This window comes from Moritella dasanensis ArB 0140, assembly GCF_000276805.1.
GTDB lineage: Bacteria > Pseudomonadota > Gammaproteobacteria > Enterobacterales > Moritellaceae > Moritella > Moritella dasanensis.
Genome location: NZ_AKXQ01000003.1, coordinates 90,703 through 111,258 on the forward strand (window position 1 = coordinate 90,703; position 20,556 = coordinate 111,258).

Here is a 20,556-nt window from a genome sequence, read left to right on the forward strand (position 1 = left end):
TCTTCATCGGCCAAAGGAACCTCGCCATGAACAAACTGCTTCGTGCTGCATTATTATCTTTTAGTTCACTGCTATTTACTTTACCTGTCTTCGCTACGTCGAACACGAGTGAACCGCTACGTTATGCTATTGCGATGCATGGCCAACCCGTCTACGATAAAAACTTTACCCATTTTGATTATGTTAATTTAAACGCACCTCGATCTGGCTCATTACGCCGCGCGGCGATGGGCAGTTTTGATAATTTTAATGCTTATATCGTCAAAGGTGTTACTGCTGATGGCACCGGTTATTTGTTTGATACCTTGATGCAACAAAGTAGTGATGAAGCATTTTCCTTGTATGGCTTAGTTGCAGAATTTATTGAAGTGCCTGACGATCGCAGCTGGGTACGTTTTCACTTAAACCCTAAAGCGCGTTTTTCTGATGGTTCAGCGTTAACTGCCAGTGATGTTGAGTTTACGTTTAATGTCTTAATGGAAAAAGGCGTACCGCAGTTACGCGCGCAGTACAAAGAGGTCACCAAGGTTGAAGTAGAAAGTAAATCAGTGATTAAATTTAGTTTTAAAGATAACAAAAATAAAGAATTAGCCTTGATATTGGCACAGCTGCCGGTGTTTTCAGAAAAAGATTGGCAAGGCAAGGATTTTGCCAAGGCTACCTTAAACATACCGCTGGGTTCAGGGCCATATACGATCAAGAAATTTGATGCCGGACGGAGTATTGATTATCAGCGCAATGATGACTATTGGGCTAAAGACTTACCAGTAAACCGTGGTCGTTATAATTTTAAAAATGTTATTTTTGATTATTACAAAGATGGCAGTATTGCCTTTGAAGCGTTCAAAGCCGGTGACGTTGATTTCCGCGCTGAAAATATTTCCAAACAGTGGGCGACTGGTTATCAGGGTAAACAGTTTACGTCCGGTAATATCATTAAAGAAGAGATCCAACACCAGAACCCGCAAGGGATGCAGGCATTTTGGTTCAACCTACGTAAAGATAAATTTAAAGATCCCAATGTGCGTAAAGCATTGGGGTTGCTGTTTGATTTTGAATGGACCAATAAGACATTATTTTATGGGGCGTACAAGCGTTCGGACAGTTTCTTTAGCAATTCTGAACTGGCAGCAAGCGGTATTCCACAAGGCGATGAGTTAGCCCTGCTGAACCCTTTTAAAGCACAGCTCCCCGCTGAACTTTTTACCCAAGTTTATACTTTAGATAAAACCAAAGGCGATGGCCGCGTACGTAAGCAGCAGCGCCAAGCCATTACGTTATTAAAACAAGCGGGCTGGACACTCAAGTCGGGCAAAATGCTGGATACTAATGGCAAGCAACTCAGTTTAGAATTTTTAGTTTATGACCCATCGTTTGAACGTATTATTCAACCATTTCGTAAAAATTTACAGCGTATCGGCATTGCTTCTGAGATCCGTATTGTCGATGTATCACAATACATAAACCGCTTAAATAATTTTGATTTTGATATCTACACCCTGACTCAAGCGCAAAGCTTGTCGCCGGGTAATGAGCAGTTGAGTATGTGGGGTAGTGAATTTGCCAATGTACCGGGTACGCTCAACCGTATTGGCTTACAAGATCCGGTGGTTGATGCCTTGGTCATGCAAGTCATTAAGGCTGAAGATCGAGACAGCTTGATCACGGCGACGAAAGCTTTAGACCGAGTATTATTGTGGAAAAATCTGATGATTCCACAATGGCATATTAGCAGTTATCGCGTAGCGTACTGGCAGCAAATACAGCGTCCCGAAAAATTGCCTAAATACGGTTTAGCCATCGACAGTTGGTGGCACAAAGATACCGCTAGCAAGTAAGGAAATCAGCTAAATGTGGAGTTATATATTACGCCGTTGTTTGTTGATGATCCCGACGTTGTTGGGCATTATCACCCTTAATTTTATTATTATTCAAGCCGCGCCGGGTGGCCCTGTTGAACAATCGTTGGCTAAATTGCAAGGTATTGAATCCTCTGCGACCAGTCGTGTCGATGGTAATAGTCAGGGCGAAGTGAAAGTGAATTTAGATCAGGCTGGTAGTGGACAGTACCGCGGTGCGCAAGGTATTGACCCTGAATATATTAAAGAGTTAGAACGGTTATATGGCTTTGATAAACCCTTGTATGAACGTTATTGGTTAATGTTAAAGAGCTATTTACAGTTCGATTTTGGAGATAGTTTTTTCCGTGATAGTTCGGTGATTGATTTGGTACTCGATAAGTTACCCGTGTCTATTTCATTAGGTTTGTGGACGACGATCTTGGTGTATCTTATTTCCATACCCTTGGGCATTAAAAAAGCCATTTCACATGGTTCTGCATTTGATGTTTGGAGTTCCAGTGCGGTGGTGATTGGTTTCGCTATTCCGAACTTTTTATTCGCGTTATTACTGATTGTGGTATTTGCTGGCGGCAGTTATTTTGATTGGTTTCCATTACGTGGATTAACGTCGGCTAATTTCGACGAATTATCTACCTTCGAGCAAATTAAAGATTATTTCTGGCATTTAACCTTACCTATTATGGCCTCAGTGATCAGCAGTTTTGCTACGTTAACCTTGTTGACTAAAAATACCTTTTTAGATGAGATTAATAAACAATATGTGACCACCGCCAGAGCTAAAGGCTTGACCGAAAACCAAGTGTTATACGGGCATGTATTTCGTAATGCGATGTTATTGGTGATTGCCGGATTACCGGCTGCATTGATCAGTATTTTCTTTACTGGTTCCTTGATGATTGAAATTATTTTCTCGTTAGATGGACTCGGTTTATTAGGCTTTGAATCGGTGATCAATCGCGATTATCCTGTGGTGTTTGGCACCTTGTATATCTTTACTTTAATGGGACTGGTTATTAAGTTAATCAGTGATGTCACCTATATGTTGATTGACCCACGTATTAATTTTGAGGCGCAATCATAATGGGCTGGATCACCACTTGGCAGCGGATTAAACAAAATCCGATGAACCTCAATCGTTGGCAAACCTTTAAACACAATAAACGCGGTTATTGGTCGTTATGGCTGTTTACGGGATTATTTCTATTTAGTCTCGGAGCCGAGTTTATTGCTAATGATAAGCCGCTATTAGTACGTTACAACGACAGTTATTATTTACCTGTGTTATATGATTATAACGAGCTGGAATTTGGTGGTGAGCTCGATATTCTCGCGGATTATCGTGATGAATATATTCAGGAACTGATTTCAGAACAAGGTGAGATATGGTGGCCTTTGATCCCTTTCAGTTACGATACTTTTAATTATGATTTAACCGTACCAGCCCCTTCAGCGCCAGACCGACATAATTTATTAGGCACGGATGATCAAAGCCGTGATGTGTTGGCGCGGCTTATTTATGGTTTCCGTATTTCGGTATTGTTCGCGTTAACCTTGACTATCTTTAGCTCGATTATCGGGGTGGCAGTCGGCGCGACACAAGGTTATTTTGGTGGCCGTATTGATTTGTATGGTCAGCGCTTCATCGAAATATGGTCTGGCTTACCAATGTTATTTTTATTGATTATTTTAGCCAGTTTAGTGCAGCCTAATTTTTGGTGGTTACTGGGCATCATGTTGTTATTTAGCTGGATGGCACTGGTGGATGTCGTACGCGCAGAGTTTCTACGTGGCCGTCACCTCGAGTATGTGATTGCAGCGAAAGCGTTGGGGCAATCTCACCGCGCTATTATGTTTAAACATATTTTACCCAATGCCATGGTGGCGACAATGACGTTCATGCCGTTTATTTTTACTGGTGCGCTGACCACATTAACCTCGTTAGATTTTCTCGGTTTTGGCTTAGAAGTCGGATCACCGTCGTTAGGGGAATTAATCAAGCAGGGTAAAAATAATCTGCAAGCGCCTTGGCTGGGTATTACCGCGTTTGTGTCGATGGCGATACTCTTGGTACTACTGGTGTTTATTGGCGAAGCTGCACGTGACGCGTTTGATCCGCGTAAGGGAGCATAATGAATAACGCTGAATTTAAGCTTAAAGCGGTACCTGCCTCAGAGACAAAATCGAGGGTACTGGAGATTAATGACCTATCGGTTAATTTTGGACAGCAGCAAGTTGTTGAAGGTGTGTCGTTTAGTATTGAACAAGGTAAAACGTTTGCATTGGTTGGCGAAAGTGGCTCGGGTAAATCAGTGACGGCGTTATCTATTTTACAGCTATTGCCTTTTCCCGCGGCAAACTACCCTGCTGGCAGTATTAAGCTAATGGGTAAAGAAGTGATAGGCAAAGACCATTCGGTGATGCAAGCGTTACGTGGCAACAAAGCCAGTATGATCTTTCAAGAACCGATGACGTCTTTAAACCCCCTGCATACCATTGAAAAACAAATATCTGAAATACTGTATTTACATCAGGGCTTAAATAAAAAAGCAGCGCAGTCCCGTTGTCTAGAATTGTTAGAATTAGTTGCTATTCCAGAACCGAAAACGCGTTTAGGTTCTTATCCGCATGAATTATCTGGTGGTCAGCGTCAACGTGTGATGATTGCGATGGCGTTAGCCAATGAACCCGATTTATTGATCGCCGATGAACCGACCACTGCACTCGATGTAACCGTACAATTACAAATTTTAGAACTGTTAAAATCATTACAGACTAAGCTGGGGATGGCGATATTAATGATCACGCATGATCTTAATATTGTGAAGCATTTAGCCGATGATGTTGCAGTGATGCAACAAGGTAAAATAGTCGAGACCGGCAGCGTTGAATGTATTTTTTCTGATCCACAGCATGCGTATACCAAAACCCTGTTGGATGCAGAGCCACAACGTGACATGCCTGCGTTGATACGTACACAGCCGTTATTACAGGTAAACGATTTTAAGGTGTGGTTCCCGTTAAAGAAAGGGCTATTACAACGTACCTATGACCACGTGAAAGCGGTTGACGGCGTATCACTGCAATTACATCAAGGTGAAACCCTAGGTATTGTCGGGGAGAGTGGTTCTGGTAAAAGTACTTTGGTGCGCGGATTACTGCGGTTGATTAATAGTGAAGGTGATATTTATTTTAATGGTATTAATTTGCAAGGGCTAAATTTGACTGCCATGCGTGAATATCGTCAGTCACTGCAAATTGTATTTCAAGATCCGTTTGGTAGTTTAAGCCCGCGTATGTCTGTGCGTCAGATCATTAGTGAAGGTTTAGAGGTGCAGGGTAAGCATAGCGATGCCGAGATTGAAGTCGCTATTCAGCAAGCCTTGATTGATGTTGCCTTGCCGGTGTCATCGTTAGCACGCTATCCACATCAGTTTTCAGGTGGTCAGCGCCAGCGTATTGCCATCGCGCGTGCGTTAGTATTAAAACCGAAGATCCTTATTTTAGATGAACCCACATCAGCCCTCGATCGCACGGTACAAAAACAGATCCTCGATTTATTGTGTCAGCTACAGCAGCAGCACCAACTGAGTTATATTTTTATTACCCACGATTTAAGTGTTGTACGTGCGGTAAGTCACCGTATTTTAGTGCTTAAAGCCGGTAAAGTGGTTGAAGAGGGCGAAACAGAAGCGGTGTTTAATCAACCACAGCAAGCGTATACCCAAGCATTACTGTCGGCTGCAATGTGTTTTAGCTAAAGTGCCGCGCTAGGTAATACTTTAGTGATAGGTTTATAGAGTTAATACTTGAAGCATGCTAGATTCTGATAACAAGATTTATGTTATTAAAATAAAGGATTATGGATGTCATCACTTGGAAACCCGTTATATCAGTATCTGCTACACGATCAGAAAAGTGACGAGGATAAAATTAAAGGTCGTGGGATCATTACTTTTGCCCTTGTTGGGATTCTTGTCGGGGGTTATAGCGCGCTGAAATGGCATAACCTCGATGTGACAGCGCTAGTGAACAGCTCCATGATAATGCTCATCGGTTTTATCTGTAGCTTAGGGTTAATTAAAGCGGCAGTTAATCCGATTATTGCCGGTAATGTGATGCAACTTGGCGGCATGATCCACTTGACCAATTTAATGCTGCAGACGGGCGGGGCGAGTTCACATTCGATTATGTGGATCGCGGCAATGACGGTGTTTGCTTATTTATTAATGAATGCGCGCTCTGGCTTTTTTTGGTCAGTGGTGATGGTAATTACTTACGTGGTGATGATCATCATGGATTATCGCGATTATGAATTACCGCAATTAGTGTTATCTGCAAAAGATGCCAAAGTTGAACATTATTCAGCACTGCTATTACCCCCTCTCGCTATTTGGTTCTCAAATCATTACAACAACAGCTTACGCAGTAAAGCGATGGCCAGCAATCAAGCGGCACTATTGGCTGCGGAATCAGCGTCACAGGCTGCGGAACAAAGTCGTGAAGCGCTACAAGTATTGTTTAATCAAGTCGGTGATACGGTTACGCACCTAATGCAAACCTCTAGCGACCTGACAGCGCAGTTAACGGTTATGTCGCAATATGCCAAAGACATCGATGACGGTGTCGGTGAACAAGTGTCGGCAACCAGCCATATTAACGATTTGCTGCAAGATACGGCGACGTTGGTGGGCAATGCCAGTGATATTATTCAAGCCATGGGTCATGACTCTCTGCGTGCAGAAGAGCAGGCTGATAACAGTTCGATTGCGATGACGGCGACGATCACGTCTATGTCGGATATTAAAGACAGTAATGATGCGATTGAAAAAGCCATTAAAGTGATTACCGATATTGCCAATCAAACTAATTTATTAGCACTTAACGCGGCGATTGAAGCGGCGCGAGCAGGCGAAATGGGACGTGGATTTGCGGTAGTGGCCGACGAAGTGCGTAATCTGTCAAAACGCAGTACTGAATCTGCCAATGAGATTAAGCTGTTAATTGAAAAAAGTTCAGCCGATGTGAGCAATGGTTATGAAGCTGTGGAAACGAACGCCGAGACATTTGCCGAAATTATTGATGCGGTAACGAATATGAGTGGTCAGATAACGAGTGTGACTACCGATGTGGTCTCGACCAATAATAATATCAGTGGCGTACTCTCTGCGAGTAAACAGGTAACGTCAGTGACGAAGGCCAATGAATTAAGTGCCCAGGCTATGAATCAAAGTATTGGTGAGTTGTTGCAAGTCAGTGATGACCTTAACGCGATGTCGACGCGCCTAGTGACAATCGTAAACAGCCATTAAGTCATCGCTAGCCTGCTAGCTATTTTTATTTTTCAGGCACAAAAAAGCTCACCAATAGTTGTGAGCTTTTTTGTAATTCTGAATGCTGTCTTTTTTCCAAAGCGCTAACCCGAAGTTAGAGTGAGATAACCAAGCACGCCGGCATTGAAAGTTCAAATACGATGTATACCATCTGCTTGACCAATAAAGTGGTCGGCTGTTTCGGTTTCTAATTTAAATATAGCGTATTATTTTTTATATGCAACTGTTGATATCGTATTTTTATGGGTTTATTTTTGAGGATTGTTGACTTAGTGATGTAGATCGTTACGATACATGTAAATTGCTGTTAAATTAAGCCTGACTTCACAACAACATCACACTAGTTTAGGGCGGAGCCTTTACACTAATTTGATTACATCGAAATAATTGCTAGATAAGGATATCAAATGCAGTTAGTTAAAATAATCGCCATGATCACGGTATTGTTACCGTCATTCACGAACGCTAATAATTGTACGAGCGTGGTAAAATTAGAATCTGCTTATTTACAAAATAAGACTATTTACCTTGATGAAATATTATCACAACCCGTCATTAATAATCAGTTATGTCTTAATAGCAATGACATGGTGAATAACACCGAACCTTATTATTTAGAGTTATTTTCAGATAATGGGTTAAGTTTCGATTCCTTGCTTATTTTTCCTGAATATTTTCAGCGTGCCGTAGTTACCATTACAACGGCAGATTTACTGACTAATTTTTGTCGTCAATGTAATGATCTCGCGCACTATCGCCGGTTTGTGAATTCAACCACAGTTAAAGGTATCGCAGCTGAGATGGATGCCATCATCGCCAAGGATCCCAACGCAATTATGCTTGATGTTATTAAGCAGCAATTTCAACCCGTATTATTGAATCTCTATAAGTTGGAGATTAACCCCCCGCTGGCTCCGTCATTTGTCGCCAACAAAAGTGAGCTCAATAGGGTTAGTGAACAAAGTGCCGCTGTTAGTGAACCAAATACAGTCGCGAGTGAACAAAATGCTGGGGTGAGTGGGCAACCTTGGCTGCGCCAATTAAAAAATAAAGTTGGTCAAGTTCAGCTCCCCGACCATTACCTGCCTATTTATCTTGGTGCAAAACTGCAAAACTTTGTCCCAGAAGGCCTGCATCTTAATCGTATCGCCAGCTTACCGCTAGCTAGTTATAGCGTGGATGCAAGCGCAGCGTCGGTACTTAATTTTTATCAATCTTTGTATCCTGATTATGAACGTATCAAGTTTGGTCATTTTGTGGTGCTGGTACAAGGTAAACCGCCATTTGAAGGTTATAGTCTGGAGTATATGGCGATACCACACATTGTTATTTCAGCAGATCCGCTAGGCAAAGGCAAAACGATCTTACAGATTATTTATCGGCCTGATGCTGATGGGATCAACGGGATGCGGGCGATAGTTCTTAAACCAGTGACATAAGCAATTTTACGCTCATCCCATAGCGTATCTTGTGTTATAGACAGGGTGAAGCTAATGGCGATGCCTTGGATTAATCCTAATAACAATCCCAGTAATATGTAGATGAAAATAGGTAAGTTAATTGCTTGTTCAGGAACAAACGGTGGGGTGATGATTTTTACATTAGTCGTTGCCTCGAATTCACCCAAGTCATAACTGATCGATACCATTTCATAACGGGTTAATAGCGCTAAATAAAACGTGTTTTTATTGGTCAAATCACGGTTAAGCCGCAGTAGTTCTTGTTCTATTTTCACATATTTAGTTTGATTTTTATTAAAGTATATTTGTTGTTCCTTGAGTTTTTTCAATTCGATTTCAGTCTTAACTATGGCATTTTGATAGCCCACATACTTATCGAGTTCATGCAGTAACAAGGGGCTTACTTGTGCTGTTGAAGCTTGTTCACTGAGCCTGGTTATACGGTTTAATAATAGTTCGAGTGATTGTTGGTTTTTTATCGCCGCTTGTAATGAGCGGCGCTGCTGCTGTAAGTGTTTTATTTGCAGGTTGGTTGCTTTAATTTTTGAGTGCGCTGCTGTGTAATGAGTTAACTGTTGCACTTTTACTGTTTCTAGCTGGGTTATTTTATTATCAATATATTGAGCTGCTGGGTTAGTGAGAATTAATTTCTTTGTTAATAGCGATAATTTAGATTGCAGTGAGGCTAGCATTTGGGTTTTATTTTTCAGATCGTCGGTAATGCTCAATCGTGCTTTTTCTCTGGCTTCATATAATTCAGGGATGATGCGCACATGTTTAAACTGGTAATCAAACAGCGCCTGTTCAGCTTGCTGCAAAAGGGTGTGTTGCTGACTGACTTGCCGACCCAGAAATAGCTTACTGTTGAGTGCCTGGTCTTGATTTGGTTTGGTAAGTCGAAAAATAAATTGTTCACTGATTATATTTAATATAATCGTTAACTGGGTTGGGTCTGGCCATTTGAGGGCGATGGTTATTAGATCGCTACCGGCGAGAGAGAGCGTGAGAGACTGTTTTATCAGGTTAATGATTCTATCTTGTTGTTGCTCTGTGGCATCGCGTTTGATTAATCCTGCTTGTGTGGCGGCATGCAATAATACTTGCTTGCGTTTGACTAACATATGAATGGTTTTAAAACGGGATTGTAGGTTAAGCGGCAGCGATAACTCGGCTAAAATAGGGTTTAGTACGCTGCTTTCTTGCAATAAAATAGTGGTATGAGAATAATAGCTTTGTGGAATGCTACGACCAACTTGGTAGCCGATGATAGGCATGATTAATAGCGGCAGCAGCAAGTAAATGCGTTTACGCCACAGGATATCGTAGCAACGATATAACCACGCCCACGGGCTCATCTATTGATATTCATTATTAATATTTATCATTAACTTCATCTATTAGCCTTCATCCTTGTCAGCGTCGTTCAGTGTTATTGATTTTTGATTAACTTTAATTATTAAGTTAGCCACTCACTTTAGTTATTAATTTTGGTTAATTATAACTCTAGTTAGTTGTTTGAATTATCGCAACATTATTACTTTGTCATGGCTTTATTTTTTTGCTTTTAACGCAATTTCGCACAAGGTTGTGATACCAGTAATCACTCGTGGTGAAAAACGGTGTGATACATCGGGGTTAACCCTAAATATATTACCGTTTTTGACTGCCGGAATACTCTGCCACGTCAGCCATTGTGCTAACTCGGCGTCATTCACTGAGCCCGCGATTATCACTGCTGGCTGCTTGACGAGTACTTGTTCCACATTGATCACGGGGTAGGGTACTGGACTGTCATTAAACACGTTATTAAAACCACATAACTCAAATTGTTGTTGTAACCACGGATCGTTCGCTACCGTCATTAAGGGCGTTGGCCAGACTTGATAGAATAAGTCTTGCTTCGGGTTATGTTTATATTTAGCGCGTAATGCCGCTAAGGCTTGACGGTATTTTTCACTGACAGGCTCGGCAATCGATTCTGTGCCTAGCATTCTGCCAAGCCGCTGTATTTGTATGCCTATATCATCTAACCCACCTGTCTTTGATGCATAAACCGGAATACCAAATTTCTTCAGTTGGTTTATGTCTGCCGCCGAGTTACCTTGTTGCCAATAAATAATCATGTCGGGTTCCAGCGCCAGTATGGTTTCAATATTGATTTGTTGTGAACTGGCGACAATGGGTAATGCTTTGGCTGCCTCTGGGTAGTCAGAATAAGCACTGACACCAATGAGCCTATCGCCGCCACCTGCTGCAAAGACCAGTTCTGTAGTATGTGGTGACAGTGATATTATGCGCTGTGGATAGGTTGCTTGCACTGCGACTGATTGCGCTTGTACTGATTGCGCTAGTACAGGCAGTGATTGAACTGATAATCCTAGCGTCATGATGAACAGGCTAATGACCCGTGCGTGAACAGACATAAAAACTCATTGTAGTGAAAGGTGAAAGATGAACTTAGATTGAATCAATTACCGGCTTATTTAAGCGCTATAAGCACATAGACAGCACTGATAAAGCATAACCAAACCACCATTGCCAATGTTAATTTTTGTTGTGCTCGCTTAATATCATCACGTTGTGCTGGTTGGGTATGACCGAGTTGGCTATAGCGCTGCATTGACCCTTGATACTTGCGTGGGCCACCGAGTTGAATAGCCAAGCTGTAAGCAAAGCTTGATAATAAAAATCCGCTACTAAAGTGATGCCATTGTTTCGCTTGCTTGGTTAAATTTGATAATGGACTTGTGGTGCGCTGTAAGCTGCGTAATGTGCATGCAAGGATAAGATGAACTGGAGATGCTAATAATTGCAGTAAAGATGCAGCAGGGCGACCGAATTGATGATTCATCGCTAGCTTGCTGTTCCAATTATGGGCCATCAATTGAATCACACGATAAATGAGTGCTGGCCAGATACCAAAGCAGCTATACCAAAATATAACGGCAAACCACTGATAGCTATTACGTAAACACAGACTTTCAATACTGGTTTTATGTAAACCGAGTAACGATAATTGGTCTAAATCACGTAATGTGCGAGGTTGTATTTGGGTGATGATAGTTTGTTTTTCGAGGCTACCTAAATCGACTTGGGGTAAGCTGATTTGTTCCCATTGTAATAAACACAGTAACAGCAGCAATTCAAAGAGGATGTCTTCAATAACCACAAATTGAATGACGACTGCAATGACTAAGATAAAACCCAGCATGATGAATGTGGCAAGGCTACCGGCGATGACTTGTTGCTGGTGGCTGCGCTTGGCGTTATTGACTTTATCTGCAATGGCGCTGAAAAGGTGGTTTAACAGTTGTGTTGGATGAAAGCGCGGTGGGCAGAGTGGCAAACGGGCAATGATGATAGCAGTCAGTAAGATAAATACTGACTGCATACTGGTCCAATCCATGGCCAAATTCATGTTATTTTAATTCTTTTAACATGTTTAGTACCATTGCTGATGAGTTTTTAGCTGCAACAACAAGGTATTCTTCGAATGAGGTTGGTGATTCTTTACCGGCGATATCAGATAATGAACGGATCACCACAAACGGTACGTCAAACTGGTGACATGTTTGGGCAATTGCTGCTGCTTCCATTTCTACTGCGGCCATTGTAGGGAAGTTAACACGCGCTTCTTCTACTTTTTTCGGATCACACATGAAGCTATCGCCAGTACAAATTAGACCTTCGATCGTTTTGATTTCGCTGTCTGCAGAGATGGCTTTTTTAGCTGCTTCCACAAGACGAACATCAGGCATAAATGCAGCAGGTTTCTGTGCACATTGGCCCATTTCGTAACCAAATACAGTTAAGTCAACGTCGTGGTGACGTACTTCACTCGAGATCACTACATCGCCCACTTTAAGCGTTTTATCGTAACCGCCAGCAGAACCAGTATTGATGATGTAGTCAGGCTTGTAATGTTCAAGTAGTAACGTTGTTGCTACGGCTGCAGCTACTTTACCAATACCTGATTTACCTAAAATAACGTCATGGCCTGCAAGTGTGCCGCTGTAATATTCACAGCCAGCTTGGGTAAATTTTGTTACGTTATCTAGTTGCTCGCGCAGGATCTCAACTTCCTGCTCCATTGCACCAATAATACCTATTTTCATCGTTGTCTCTAATCTGTTTCGAAAAATGCCATGCTAGCATAGTTTTGATAAGGTATTAATTAAAAGAAACCCCTAAGCCAAAGGCAATACGAAAATCATTTTTCTCTAACTGTATACCGTCGATATCCAGCTGGGGATTATTCACCCGATCCCAGAAGAAGGAAATATCAAAATCAAGTACGTCGGTTAACTCAATATCAAAGTTAAGCTTGGCGTTTTGTAAATATCCACCGGTCTCAGATTCTGTCGCGGTTATTTTATAACTTAATTCAAAATCTATTTGATCATGGATTTCACGTTCATAATCAACAGTGAGGGATACCGCGAGACTCTCATCACTGCTGTTAAGTTGCGCGTCTGTGTACTCATATTTGGTATACAGAAAAGAGGGACCTAAGTTCATCTCTAGCTCTTGATCACCGTCATCAATAAATTGATAACCAATACCCATACCTACATTTATCCGGCTGTTTATATTCTGTAATGGATCGCGATAGAAGCTGAAATCAAGCGGACGGAAAAACAAATCTTTGTCACTATAGACATCATAGGTCGCCAAGAAACGATGGTTTTCATCTGTTTGCACATTATTGGTCTCACCGATAATGGCGGTATATGACGTTTTGATACGTGATGCGGTGGTGTGCCTAGAAAGCTCTGCATTGGTATTATATTCAAGCTTATTGGTATTACCCGAACTCAAGTTGGCGCCGAAGGTTACTTTGCCTTCCCAGATATTAGCGCCGCTTTCTAACCCCGCTATCAGGGTCATGAGGTCGTCTTGGGGGATTTTATGTAGACGATTATTACTCACAATCAATATGCCATCTTCAAGCGCGATGGTGCCAGTAATGATCTTGCCGTCAATGGTGCGAACGGTGAATAATTGACGACTGTTAATACGACTGATATCTTTCCACTTAATTTTCAAATCACCAAGGTCATCACTATCGAAAGCCATTTTTTCATCATAAAGATCTTCGATGTTACCAATTAAGAATTCACCTGATTTTAACCATAACCAATCTTCGTCTACCCCTAAACTATCTGCGAGTATGACTTCTTGACTGTTTTCAGTGGTCGTCACCGCATCGTTATTCTCGGTAATATTGGTGCTAACACTGGTTGATTCATCCGGTGAGGTTGGCGCTGGCGTTTTAATATAATCACCTAAAATTATTTCTTGCGCAGCAAAGCTTGGCACGCTAAATAACGTGCTTAAAAAACTAAAAGCGATACTAATAACAATTACAGTTAATTTAGTGGGAGTGATGATATTAAACGAGTTCATTGTTATCAGGTATTTGCGCCATAGTGCCTTGTAAATTGATGGTCATGATACAAAATAATGACCGGGAATTAAATATATTATCGTTTTTATCGCTATAATTTATGGACAAAAAAAACGCTAGCATAATTTATGCTAGCGTTTTTAATTAGATAGTTCAGGCTTTAGCGATTAATTAAACTTCTAAATAGTCTAACATCGCTTCGGCAGCGCGACGACCTTCATCAATGGCTGTTACCACCAAATCAGAACCACGAACTGCATCACCGCCAGCAAATATTTTTGCATTTGCTGTTTGGAAAGGGAAGTCACTTTCGGCTGGGGCAATAATACCATTCCAGCTATTCGTAGTGACACCTTCATCTAATAACCATTGCGCAGGGTCAGGTTGGAAACCAAACGCTTGAATAACCGCATCAGCTTTGAGTACGTGTTCAGAACCAATCACTTGCTCGGCACGACGACGACCATTAGCATCCGGTTTACCTAAATGGGTTTTCACCATTTTAACACCGACAGCTTTATCGCCAACGACTTCGACATCAAGTGGCTGTAAATTCCATAAGAATTTCACGCCTTCTTCTTTGGCGTTTTTAACTTCACGCTTAGAACCCGGCATGCTAATTTCATCACGGCGATAAGCACAAGAAACAGTTTTTGCACCTTGACGCACAGCTGTTCTTACACAGTCCATCGCGGTATCACCACCACCAAGGACAACCACGGTTTTACCTTTTAAATTAATAAAATCGTCAGCACTCTTTTCAAAACCGAGTTGATTATTAGTATTGGCAATCAGGTAAGGCAGGGCATCATAAACGCCTTGCGCAGCACCGTTATCAAAACCACCATTGATGTATTTATACGTACCAACACCAACAAATACCGCATCGTATTCGCCAACAAGGTCACTGAATTGAATATCTCTACCAATTTCAGTGTTTAGGCGAAACTCGATCCCCATTTCCGCAAATACTTCACGGCGATGCGACATCACGCCTTTATCTAATTTAAATGCCGGAATACCAAAGGTTAATAGACCGCCAATTTCTGGATTACGGTCGTATACCACAGGCGTTACACCATTACGGACTAAGACATCGGCAGCGGCAAGACCAGCAGGCCCTGCGCCGATAATCGCCACTCTTTTATCATTACGAATAACTTTCGACATGTCAGGGCGCCAGCCGAGTTTAAAGGCTTCATCGGTAATGTATTTTTCAACATTACCAATAGTCACCGCGCCGAAGTCTTCATTTAGCGTACAAGAGCCTTCGCATAAGCGATCTTGTGGACAAACTCGGCCACAAACTTCAGGCAAGCTGTTGGTTTCGTGACAAAGCTCTGCCGCTTCGATAATGCGACCTTCTTCAACTAATTTTAGCCAGTTTGGAATATAGTTGTGTACTGGACATTTCCATTCACAGTACGGGTTACCACATTCTAAACAGCGACCCGCTTGCATTTTTGCTTGGTTCGACGTAAATGGCTTATAAATCTCGATAAAGTCCACTTTACGGATCTTTAACGGTTTCTTTACTGGATCAATGCGTTGTACATCGACAAATTGAAATACATTATTACTCATGATCCCTCCTATTGAGCCTGGACACGTAACTCTGCAGCAGAGCGTGATTTGTGGCCAAGTAATGCGTTAATATCAGCTGATTTAGGCTTGATAATAAAGAATTTATTTACCACCGTATCGAATACATTAAGCAGTTCTTGCGCATGCTGACTGCATGTTTGTGCAAGGTGTTCAATGATAATACCGCGGAGATGTTCAACGTGCATTGGGTAATCCGTTACAGCATGTTGTTCAACAAGTTCATAATTAATTTTTGATGCTAACTGACCATCGAGATCATAGATGTAAGCAAAACCACCCGTCATACCCGCGCCAAAGTTAACGCCAGTATTACCGAGGACAGTGACAATACCACCCGTCATGTATTCACAACCGTTATCGCCGATACCTTCGATAACCGCATTGGCACCCGAGTTTCGTACTGCAAAACGTTCGCCAGCTAAACCCGCTGCGTATAATTCGCCGCCAGATGCGCCGTATAAACACGTATTACCAGCAATCACCGCTTCATTTGATTTAAATGCTGAACCCGGTTCAGGGCGGATAGTAATACGGCCACCTGTCATGCCTTTACCGACGTAATCGTTGGCATCGCCAGTGAGGTTAAGGTTTAAACCACCCGCATTCCAAACACCGAAACTTTGACCCGCAGTACCGGTAAAGTTAACGGTGATCGGCTCTGCTGCCATGCCTTGGTTGCCGTGCTGTTTAGCGATTTCGCCAGATAAACGCGCACCCACAGAACGATCGGTATTTTTAATCAGGAAGCTACCTGATAACCCTGTTTGCTCAGTGATTGACTCTAAGTAATGGGCAATTAACTTTTCGTTCATTTCGGCTTTATCAAACGGTTCGTTAGTTGCTTGGCAATATATACCTAGGCCTTCTTTTGGCTGTGGTTTATAGGTAATGCCAGACAAATCAAGCTTACGTTGTTTCGCTGTTAACCCTTCTAACTGCACTAATAACTCAGTACGGCCGATTAAATCAGTTAATTGCGATACGCCAAGTGATGCCATGATTTCACGGGTTTCTTGAGCAATGAACTTGAAGTAGTTCATGACCATTTCTGGTAGACCATGGAAGTGATCTTGACGTAATTTTTCATCTTGTGTTGCTACACCTGTCGCACAGTTATTCAGGTGACAAATTCGGAGGAATTTACACCCTAATGCAACCATAGGACCGGTACCAAAACCAAAGCTTTCGGCACCCAGAATCGCGCCTTTAACAACGTCTAAACCGGTTTTTAGACCGCCATCAACTTGTAAGCGGATACGGTGACGTAAACCATTTTCAACCAGTGCTTGCTGGGTTTCAGCGAGACCAAGTTCCCAAGGGCTACCGGCATATTTAACCGATGTGATTGGACTTGCCGCTGTACCGCCGTCATAGCCTGAAATAGTGATTAAATCGGCATAGGCTTTAGCAACACCAGTCGCAATCGTACCAACACCGGGTTCTGATACTAATTTAACTGACACTAATACTGTCGGGTTAATTTGCTTAATATCAAAAATCAGCTGGGCTAAATCTTCAATTGAGTAGATATCGTGATGCGGCGGTGGTGAAATCAGGGTGACACCCTGCACTGAGTTACGCAGTTTGGCAATTTCAGCCGTTACTTTGTGACCTGGTAATTGTCCACCTTCACCGGGTTTTGCACCTTGTGCAACTTTAATTTGAATGATTTCAGCATTCATTAAGTAGTGTGGTGTAACACCGAAACGACCGGATGCGATCTGTTTAATTTTCGATACTTTAAGGGTACCGAAACGGCGTGGATCTTCACCACCTTCACCTGAGTTTGAGTTACCGCCTAAGGTATTCATCGCAATCGCCAGTGACTCATGCGCTTCAGGGCTTAATGCGCCAATTGACATGGCTGCAGTATCAAAGCGTTTGAACAGATTATCTTCATGTTCAACAGCATCAAGTGCAATCGGTGTATCCGATGTTTTTAGTTGTAACATATCACGCAGGCTTGAAACCGGGCGTTCATTTACTTCTTTTGAATACTGTTTGTAGTCTTCATAGTCACCACTTTGCACTGCTTTTTGTAGCGTGCTAACCACATCAGGGTTATAAGCGTGATACTCGCCACCATGTACATATTTAAGTAGACCACCTTGTGCAGTTGGTTTACGTGTTGTCCATGCGAGTTTGCTTAGTTTTTGTTGATCAATATGGAAGTCGCTAAAGTCAGCGCCTTTAATACGGCTACTGGTGCCTTTAAAGCATAATTCGATAACTTCATCAGCTAAACCTACGGCTTCAAACAGTTGTGAACAACGATAGCTGGCAATGGTTGAGATACCCATTTTCGACATGATCTTATACAGACCTTTATTAATACCATTACGGTAGTTTAATAAAGTTTTTGTCGTATCTTGCTTGATCGTGCCTACTTCCACTAATTTACGCAGTGATTCATAAGCGAGGTATGGATAGATTGCTGTCGCACCAAAACCAATTAGTACGGCAAAATGATGCGGGTCACGCGCACTTGCCGTTTCAACCACGATATTGGTATCGCAACGTAAGTTAGCGTCAACCAATGCCGTTTGTACCGCACCGACAGCCATTGCGGCAGGGATAGGTAAATGATTTTTAGTGAGTGTGCGGTCTGTTAAGACTAATAACACTGCGCCAGCACCAGCTTGCTCAACCGCTTCAGCTGTAATGCGTGCAACTGCACGGCCTAACGTTTCTTCTTGGCCATCAAAGCACAGGTTAATTGTTGCTGTTCTATAATATTCATTACTTAAGTCAGTGACTTGCTTAAAATCAGAATAAAGTAATACGGGCGAATCAAATAGTACGCGGTGCGCATGACCATGTGTTTCGTTGAATACATTATGCTCACGACCAATACAGGTTGCCAGAGACATTACATGGTTTTCACGTAGTGGATCTATCGGCGGATTGGTTACTTGCGCAAACTTCTGGCGGAAGTAGTCATACAGCGAACGGGTTTTAGTCGACAGGACTGCCATCGGTGTATCATCACCCATAGAGCCTGTGGCTTCTTGCCCATTTTCACCTAATACACGCAAAATTTGTTCAAGTTCTTCTTTGCTGCAATCAAATTGTTTTTGGTACGTTGCTAATTTTTCGTCATCAAACGTGCGTGTGCCAATTGCTTCTGGTGGCAATGCTTCGAACGGCGTTAACTTCGTTGAGTTGTTTGATAGCCATTCACGGTAAGGGTTACGGCCTTTTAATTCTTGGTCAATTTCCCAAGAGGTCCATAATTTACCGGTTTGCGTATCGATAACAAGTAGCTCACCTGGACCGACACGGCCTTTTTCGATAACTTCATCGGCGGTGTAATCCCAGATGCCGACTTCTGAGGCAACGGTAATTAAACCATCTTTGGTGCGCACATAACGTGCTGGACGTAAACCATTACGATCTAGACCACAGGCAGCATAACGGCCATCACTAAGGACGATACCCGCTGGGCCATCCCAAGGTTCCATGTGCATTGAGTTGAAGTCATAGAATGCGCGCAGTTCATCATCCATATTTGGATGATTTTGCCATGCTGGCGGAACGAGCAGACGGAAAGCACGGAAAATGTCCATGCCACCGGCTAAGAATAGCTCGAGCATGTTGTCCATAGCGGATGAATCAGAACCTTTGGTATTAACAAATGGCGCTGCGTCATGCATGTCAGGGAGTAGTGGAGAGCTAAATTTGTAGCTACGTGCTCGTACCCATTCTCGATTACCTTCGATGGTATTAATTTCACCATTGTGCGCCATAAAGCGGAACGGTTGTGCTAATGGCCATTTTGGCGACGTATTTGTTGAGAATCGTTGATGGAACAAGCAAATTGCAGATTGCATACGCAGATCGGCAAGATCGAGGAAGAACTTCGGCAAATCACCTGCCATACACAAACCTTTATAAATCATTACGAGGTTTGATAAGCTGGCAATATAAAAATCACTATCATCGGTAATACGTTTTTCGATACGACGTTTAGTTAAATATAAACGGCGTTCAATATCTTTTGGTGCCCAGCCTGCAGGTGCATTAATAAAGACCTGCTGGATTTGTGGCAGCGATGACATCGCAATTTCGCCAAGCACACTGGTATCTAAAGGCACTTCACGCCAACCCACTACATTCAGTGTTTCGCGTTCTAGTTCTTCTTTGATGATTTGCTTTGCTGCAGCAGCTTTATCGGTATCTTGATTTAAGAAAATCATACCAACGGCGTAATTACTGCCTAACTTCCAATCATGTTCTATCGCAATAGCACGGAAAAAACTATCAGGTTTCTGCATGAGTAAACCACAGCCATCCCCTGTTTTTCCATCTGCTGCGATACCGCCCCTATGTTGCATACGGTCTAATGATGATATAGCGACGCGAACTAACTTATGGCTAGCTTCACCTTCTTGGTGGGCGATTAAACCAAAACCACAGTTGTCTTTTTCCAGCGACGGGTCATAGACTGACATTGCACTTCTCCCTTGCATCCAATTTACTAAATACTGAATATGTATACCTCGTGAGCTTCTACTCAGAGGAAAAACATACATATAAAAATAGGTAAATCATTAAAGTTTCCAAAAGCCGAAAATTGGCTAACCTGCCAAATTTACCAGAATTAACACTTAGGTCAATCTAAAAATGTATTCCGAGTTACTTATCACCTTTTCAAGCAAATGGTCCATTTGTTTTGACATTGGACAATAAACTACAATAAATACTGAGGATTATTTAAAAAATAGTTTTTTATTTTGGATATATGACATTGTGTGATTTTTAAATTTTGTTTCAGCTGTTATTCATGTAGTTGTCGACTATTTATGTTTTTACACTGCGTAATGCTATGATTTAGTTAGATTATGTTACCTAGTACTAAAGTATGTAAAACAAAAGTGGGCCATGGCAGTAGT

Annotated in this window: 13 protein-coding genes; 6 read left to right on the plus strand and 7 right to left on the minus strand. The window is 42.1% G+C overall.

The window, feature by feature from the left end; all coding sequences use genetic code 11:
- The first annotated feature begins 26 nt into the window (after positions 1-26).
- The 6 genes from A923_RS0103355 to A923_RS0103380 all read left to right on the plus strand — a co-directional run bounded on the left by A923_RS0103355 (position 27) and on the right by A923_RS0103380 (position 8,631).
- Positions 27-1,838 carry an extracellular solute-binding protein gene (locus A923_RS0103355; protein WP_017220235.1) on the plus strand — a complete coding sequence of 604 codons (1,812 nt, stop codon included), beginning with the start codon at positions 27-29 and terminating at the stop codon, positions 1,836-1,838.
- A gap of 13 nt (positions 1,839-1,851) precedes the next feature.
- Positions 1,852-2,943 carry a microcin C ABC transporter permease YejB gene (locus A923_RS0103360; protein ID WP_017220236.1) on the plus strand — a complete coding sequence of 364 codons (1,092 nt, stop codon included), beginning with the start codon at positions 1,852-1,854 and terminating at the stop codon, positions 2,941-2,943.
- Positions 2,943-3,992, plus strand: a complete 1,050-nt coding sequence (locus A923_RS0103365) for an ABC transporter permease (RefSeq protein ID WP_017220237.1) — start codon at positions 2,943-2,945, stop codon at positions 3,990-3,992. Before A923_RS0103360 ends, A923_RS0103365 begins: the two co-directional genes overlap by 1 nt.
- Positions 3,992-5,620, plus strand: a complete 1,629-nt coding sequence (locus A923_RS0103370) for an ABC transporter ATP-binding protein (protein ID WP_017220238.1) — start codon at positions 3,992-3,994, stop codon at positions 5,618-5,620. Before A923_RS0103365 ends, A923_RS0103370 begins: the two co-directional genes overlap by 1 nt.
- A gap of 105 nt (positions 5,621-5,725) precedes the next feature.
- Positions 5,726-7,171 carry a methyl-accepting chemotaxis protein gene (locus A923_RS0103375; protein WP_017220239.1) on the plus strand — a complete coding sequence of 482 codons (1,446 nt, stop codon included), beginning with the start codon at positions 5,726-5,728 and terminating at the stop codon, positions 7,169-7,171.
- Between the two features lie 428 nt (positions 7,172-7,599).
- Complete coding sequence (locus A923_RS0103380) at positions 7,600-8,631, plus strand: hypothetical protein (protein WP_017220240.1); 1,032 nt, start codon at positions 7,600-7,602, stop codon at positions 8,629-8,631.
- On the opposite strand, the gene A923_RS0103385 is transcribed toward A923_RS0103380, so the two are convergent.
- The 7 genes from A923_RS0103385 to gltB form a co-directional block, all read right to left on the minus strand.
- Complete coding sequence (locus A923_RS0103385; protein ID WP_017220241.1) at positions 8,568-10,007, minus strand: GNVR domain-containing protein; 1,440 nt, start codon at positions 10,005-10,007, stop codon at positions 8,568-8,570. The genes A923_RS0103380 and A923_RS0103385 overlap by 64 nt on opposite strands.
- Before the next feature lie 195 nt (positions 10,008-10,202).
- Positions 10,203-11,075, minus strand: a complete 873-nt coding sequence (locus tag A923_RS0103390) for a cobalamin-binding protein (protein ID WP_017220242.1) — start codon at positions 11,073-11,075, stop codon at positions 10,203-10,205.
- Between the two features lie 56 nt (positions 11,076-11,131).
- A complete protein-coding gene (locus tag A923_RS0103395) occupies positions 11,132-12,058 on the minus strand; it encodes a cobalamin biosynthesis protein CobD/CbiB (RefSeq protein ID WP_237716165.1) in 927 nt (308 codons plus the stop codon).
- Between the two features lie 13 nt (positions 12,059-12,071).
- Entirely contained in the window at positions 12,072-12,767 is a 696-nt protein-coding gene (gene mtnN / locus A923_RS0103400; protein WP_017220244.1) for a 5'-methylthioadenosine/S-adenosylhomocysteine nucleosidase, read from the minus strand.
- Positions 12,768-12,822: 55 nt separating this feature from the next.
- The gene (locus tag A923_RS0103405; RefSeq protein WP_017220245.1) at positions 12,823-14,058 is read right to left on the minus strand and encodes a DUF481 domain-containing protein; all 1,236 of its coding nucleotides are present in this window, start codon (positions 14,056-14,058) and stop codon (positions 12,823-12,825) included.
- Positions 14,059-14,230: 172 nt separating this feature from the next.
- Entirely contained in the window at positions 14,231-15,643 is a 1,413-nt protein-coding gene (locus tag A923_RS0103410) for an FAD-dependent oxidoreductase (RefSeq protein WP_017220246.1), read from the minus strand.
- Positions 15,644-15,651: 8 nt separating this feature from the next.
- Positions 15,652-20,115, minus strand: a complete 4,464-nt coding sequence (gene gltB / locus A923_RS0103415) for a glutamate synthase large subunit (protein ID WP_017220247.1) — start codon at positions 20,113-20,115, stop codon at positions 15,652-15,654.
- Positions 20,116-20,556 lie beyond the last annotated feature (441 nt).